This window comes from Trichlorobacter sp. (assembly GCF_030247655.1).
In the GTDB taxonomy this organism is placed as follows: domain Bacteria; phylum Desulfobacterota; class Desulfuromonadia; order Geobacterales; family Pseudopelobacteraceae; genus Trichlorobacter.
Genome location: NZ_JAOTRZ010000222.1, coordinates 1 through 4,639 on the forward strand (window position 1 = coordinate 1; position 4,639 = coordinate 4,639).

General features: G+C 54.2%; 7 protein-coding genes. 5 read left to right on the forward strand and 2 right to left on the reverse strand.

Translation table 11 applies throughout. The annotated features are described in order from the left end of the window. Positions 1 to 379: 4Fe-4S dicluster domain-containing protein (locus tag OEL57_RS14250; protein WP_300741333.1), on the reverse strand; the 379-nt coding region annotated here is incomplete at its 3' end. A 180-nt stretch (positions 380 to 559) separates the two neighbouring features. On the opposite strand from OEL57_RS14250, the gene OEL57_RS14255 reads away from it, so the two are divergent. From OEL57_RS14255 to OEL57_RS14275, 5 genes are read left to right on the forward strand one after another with little or no spacing between them, the layout of a single operon-like run. After that, positions 560 to 1,960, forward strand: coding sequence for an FAD-binding oxidoreductase (locus OEL57_RS14255; protein ID WP_300741335.1), 1,401 nt, complete (start codon positions 560 to 562; stop codon positions 1,958 to 1,960). Then, the gene (locus OEL57_RS14260; RefSeq protein ID WP_300741336.1) at positions 1,950 to 2,228 is read left to right on the forward strand and encodes a hypothetical protein; all 279 of its coding nucleotides are present in this window, start codon (positions 1,950 to 1,952) and stop codon (positions 2,226 to 2,228) included. The genes OEL57_RS14255 and OEL57_RS14260 overlap by 11 nt, the downstream gene beginning before the upstream one ends. Then, positions 2,215 to 2,799, forward strand: a complete 585-nt coding sequence (locus OEL57_RS14265; protein WP_300741337.1) for a Maf family nucleotide pyrophosphatase — start codon at positions 2,215 to 2,217, stop codon at positions 2,797 to 2,799. The genes OEL57_RS14260 and OEL57_RS14265 overlap by 14 nt, the downstream gene beginning before the upstream one ends. A gap of 2 nt (positions 2,800 to 2,801) precedes the next feature. Beyond that, entirely contained in the window at positions 2,802 to 3,491 is a 690-nt protein-coding gene (locus tag OEL57_RS14270) for a YggS family pyridoxal phosphate-dependent enzyme (protein WP_300741338.1), read from the forward strand. 18 nt (positions 3,492 to 3,509) lie between these two features. Further along, positions 3,510 to 4,067 carry a DUF4124 domain-containing protein gene (locus OEL57_RS14275; protein ID WP_300741340.1) on the forward strand — a complete coding sequence of 186 codons (558 nt, stop codon included), beginning with the start codon at positions 3,510 to 3,512 and terminating at the stop codon, positions 4,065 to 4,067. Here the strand turns inward: OEL57_RS14275 and mqnB are convergent. Continuing rightward, on the reverse strand, positions 4,039 to 4,639 hold a 601-nt coding region (gene mqnB / locus OEL57_RS14280), incomplete at its 5' end, for a futalosine hydrolase (protein WP_300741342.1). The two genes, OEL57_RS14275 and mqnB, sit on opposite strands and share 29 nt — an antisense overlap.

The window sequence follows — 4,639 nt, forward strand, 5'->3', positions numbered from 1 at the left end:
CTGTTTTGGCAATTTCAGCAGCATAATGGGGGGCAATCATACGAGCACCATGGGCGCCTTCATGTACTTCATGAAAACCCAGGCTCTTCAGGCCTGCAACCAGCTGGCCAGGTGTATAGGAGTGAAAAAAAGCAGGGAATGAACAGCCCAGCACCGCTACAACGGGATCTCCTGAGGCCAGCAGCTCCTGTGTTTTTACCATCCGATCCACGACAACTTTGGCTTTTTGGGGGCAGTTCAGGCAGTTACCACAGCCAATGCAACGCTCATAGATGATTTCAGCATAGCCGCCATCAACCTTGATCGCCTTGACCGGACAGGTTCTTACGCAGGAGTAGCAGGTGCGGCACCGCTCTTTGTAGGTAATAATCGGCTGCATGGCATTGAACCCCCACAGAATTTTGGTGATAGTCTACACCATAGAACCATGGTGTGCAACTTTTGGCACACTGATTGGTTGGTGCGAACCTGCGCCTCCTTGCAGTCCATCCCTTTCACTTGCTATTGAACGAGTGCATCGGGTAAGATTCAGGATCAAAACAATTGCTAGAGGTGTTGCATGTTAGACGCAGGTGTTGTTCAAGAGCTCTGCGCCATTGTGGGCGTTGAAAATGTTGCTACAGAAAAGCAGGATCTGATCTGTTACGGGTATGATGCCACCCAGATGGAGTTTCTGCCCTCTGCCGTGGTGCATCCGGCCAACGCAGAAGAAACGGCAGCGGTTTTGAGACTCGCTAACAGCAGAAAGTTTCCGGTCTTTCCCCGTGGCGCTGGCAGTGGCTTTACCGGCGGTGCCCTGCCCAAAGCGGGCGGCGTAGTATTGGTTACTACTCGCATGAACAAGATTCTACGGATTGATACTGAAAACCTGATTGCTGAAGTGGAGCCTGGGGTGGTTACCGAGGATTTCCAGAAGGCCGTGGAAAAGCTGGGGCTGTTCTATCCGCCTGATCCAGCCTCACTTAAATTTTCTACCTTGGGAGGCAACGTGGCAGAGAACGCCGGTGGCCCCCGCTGTGTCAAGTACGGTGTTACCAAAGATTTTGTGATGGGGCTGGAGCTGGTATTGCCCACTGGTGAGATCATCCGTACCGGCACCGAGACCTACAAGGCGGTGGTGGGCTATGACCTGACCCGTCTGCTGTGCGGCAGCGAAGGCACTCTGGGAGTCATCACCAAGATCATCTTCAAGCTGCTGCCGCTGCCGGAAGCCAAGAAGACCATGCTGACTATCTTTGATTCAATCGATGGCGCTGCCCAGGCGGTTTCCACCATTATTGGCAACAGGATTATCCCCACCACGCTTGAGTTTATGGACTATGCCACCCTGCAGTGCGTTGAAAAGCGGTTCAATCTGGGGATCCCCCCGGAAGGTCGGGCTGTGCTACTAATTGAGGTGGATGGCGATACAGAACTGATTGAAAAACAAGCTGCCCGCATCCATGAACTGATCAAACCGCTGGGACTGGTGCAGTTCAGGGCTGCCAAGGATGCCGCTGAATCAGAGGCGCTCTGGAAGGTACGACGGCTGGTGTCACCATCGTTGCGGGATGTAAACCCCCACAAATTTAACGAAGACATCGTGGTGCCCCGCAGCAAGGTGCCGGTGGTTATCCGCGAGATCGAGAAGATCCAGCAGAAGTACGATATTCCGATCGTCAACTTCGGTCATGCCGGTGATGGTAATATCCATGTCAATGTCATGATCAACAAAGAGGTTCCGGGCCAGGAAGAAAAGGCCCACGAGGCGATCAAGGAGATCTTCCAGGCTGCCCTGGACCTGAACGGCACCATGTCCGGCGAGCATGGCGTGGGACTGGCCAAACAGCCCTATATTGAGATGGAACTGACCCCGACCCAGATCAAGACCATGCAGGGGATCAAGCTGGCGTTGGACCCCAATAATATTTTAAACCCAGGAAAAATATTTCCATGGAAGGAATTTTCCCATGCAGCATGACGATGCAAAAGAGCGCCAGGAAAGCTCACTGATCGGCAGACTATTTTCTTTGGAAGTTGCCCTTTTTCTGATGGGGGTGGCATCACTGGTCTATGGCCTGATGAATCATATTGAATCAAACATATTCTTTGGCATTCTGATAATTCCAGGGGTGTTTATCCTGCACAGGGTCAAGAAAAAGGACTGGAAGGCCCATTGGGCTGAGCTTGAGGAGCAGAAACGACGTCAGGAAGAACGTGAGGAGGAGCGCAAGCGTGGCGGCAACTAGCCCCCAGATCGTACTGGCCTCTGCCTCGCCACGCCGCTCTGAACTGTTGGAGCTGGCTGGTGTTTCGTTCAGGGTGGCACCGGCTGATATTCCAGAGGAACCGCTACCGGGTGAAGATGCGGTAGAGCATGCCCTCCGTCTGGCTGAAGAAAAGGCCAGAGCTACTGCTGTGCGGGAAACAAGCGGGCAGTTCTTTATCGGTGCTGATACAATCGTAGTACTTGATGGCCGGATCATGGGCAAGCCGGTGGATGATAGCGATGCGGTTCAGATGCTGACCGACCTGTCCGGCAAAGGGCATGAGGTGGTAACCGCCTACGCGGTGCTGGACAAACAGAGTAACGTCTGTATCAAACGTGCAGTGCGGACGCAAGTGGTCTTCAAGCAGCTATCGCAGCAGGAGATTACCGACTACGTGAAGACAGGCTGCCCGCTGGATAAGGCCGGCGCCTATGCGATTCAGGGTGGCGCAGCTCATTTTGTGCGGGAAATACACGGTTCTTACACCAACGTTGTAGGGCTGCCAACCTGCGAACTGGTGGAGACATTGCACCAACTAGGGGCCTTATAAGCATGTCCAGGATCGCTGACAACCTTGCAACTGTTCAGGCGCGTATCCGGCAGGCCTGTGTCGTATCCGGCAGAGATCCCGCTTCAGTGCATCTGGTGGCAGTTTCCAAGCTGCATCCAGCCTCGGTTGTTATCGAAGCAACGGCATCAGGTCAACAGATCTTTGGAGAGAACTATGTCCAGGAACTGTGCGACAAGGCGGAGCAACTGCCGTGTTCTGTCGAGTGGCACATGATCGGCCACCTGCAGAGCAACAAGGTCAAGTACCTGCCCGGTATTGTCAGCATGATCCATACGGTTGACCGGTTATCATTGGCACAGGAGATTGATCGACAGTGGCGCAACAAACAGGACGCGAGCTGTGCTGTTCTGGTACAGGTCAACGTCTCCGGAGAGGCGACAAAATCAGGCACAACCACTGCAGATGCCTTGGAACTGATACGGGCGATTGCCCTGCTGCCCAACATCAGCATACGGGGGTTGATGACCATGCCACCTTTTTTTGATGACCCTGAGGCAGCCCGGCCCTACTTCCGTGAGCTGCGCCAACTGGCTGACCAGATCAGGAACGAGCAGATTCCCGGTGTTGAGATGGCTGAACTTTCCATGGGGATGTCCGGCGATTTTGAAGTGGCGATTGAAGAAGGGGCAACGTTGGTACGGGTCGGCACGGCTATTTTTGGCGAACGTTAGCTGAGGGAGGTACGTAGCATGAAACATCTGGTACTGTTGATAGCATTACTGTTGTTGCCGGTCGCATCAGGTGCGGCAAGCTATTCCTGGACTGATCCTTCAGGCACCATGCACTTTACCGATGATCTCGGAGCCGTGCCAAAAAAATACCGGGCCAAGGCGCTGCGCCAGGCAGCGAGCGAGGAGGCAGTCCCTGATGCAAAACCTGCTACTGTAAAAAATGAAGCCAAGACTCCGGCAACTCAACAAACTGGATCTGCCCAGGAAGCAGCGGGGCCTTCCACTAAATTTGGTGACCGTACAGCTGCAGAATGGCAGCAACAGTTTCAGACGCTGCGGGGACAGCTGAAAAAGATTGAGCAAGAGATGGAACAGCTGAAGCAGGATGGAGGAGACGGGAAAAGGATGCTTGGCCGGGAAAAGATTGCCGAGCTTAACACCCGTAGCCGTCAACTTAACCAGGAATACGAAAAAACAAGGGTTCAGCTGAATCAGCTGGTTGAACAGGCAAACAAGGTCGGTTTACCACCGGAGTACGGCCAGTCGCCTACTTGCCTACCTCTTCAACTATCTTGATCACAAAGCGCTGGGCCGCTTCCACGGCCCGGCTGATATCCCAGCGGGACATATCACGGTCTTCCACCAGATTACTGATGCCACGTATTTCCAGGCAAGGGATACCATAACGCAGCGCTGTCAAGGCAATGGCAGCCCCCTCCATATTCTCACAGATCGCCTGATAGCGCCGGGCGAACTCCTGTCCCCGCACCTTGGTGCCGCTGCAGCTTGATACCGTCACAAAACGTCCGCGAACCAACCGCAGGCCATGGCTGCCTGCCAGCTTCATTGTCTTTTGCGCCTCATGGCGGGCCAGCGGAATGTTATTGTACCAGGAACGCTCTCCCTTAGTCAGCAGGGGCAGTTCCATCTGGCCCATATCCAGCCAGCCGGTTGGGGTCAGTACCCCTTCATCACCAAAGATCTCATCACTGGCAATGGCCAGCTCACCCACTGAAAGTCCGCTGCCCGGATAGGCACCGCCGCAACCGGTAATGATGAGTAATTCAGGTCGATACCGCTCAACCAGTGAAGTGGCGGCTGATGCGGCATTAGCCTTGCCGATCCCGCCAGCACAACAAACCAGCCGC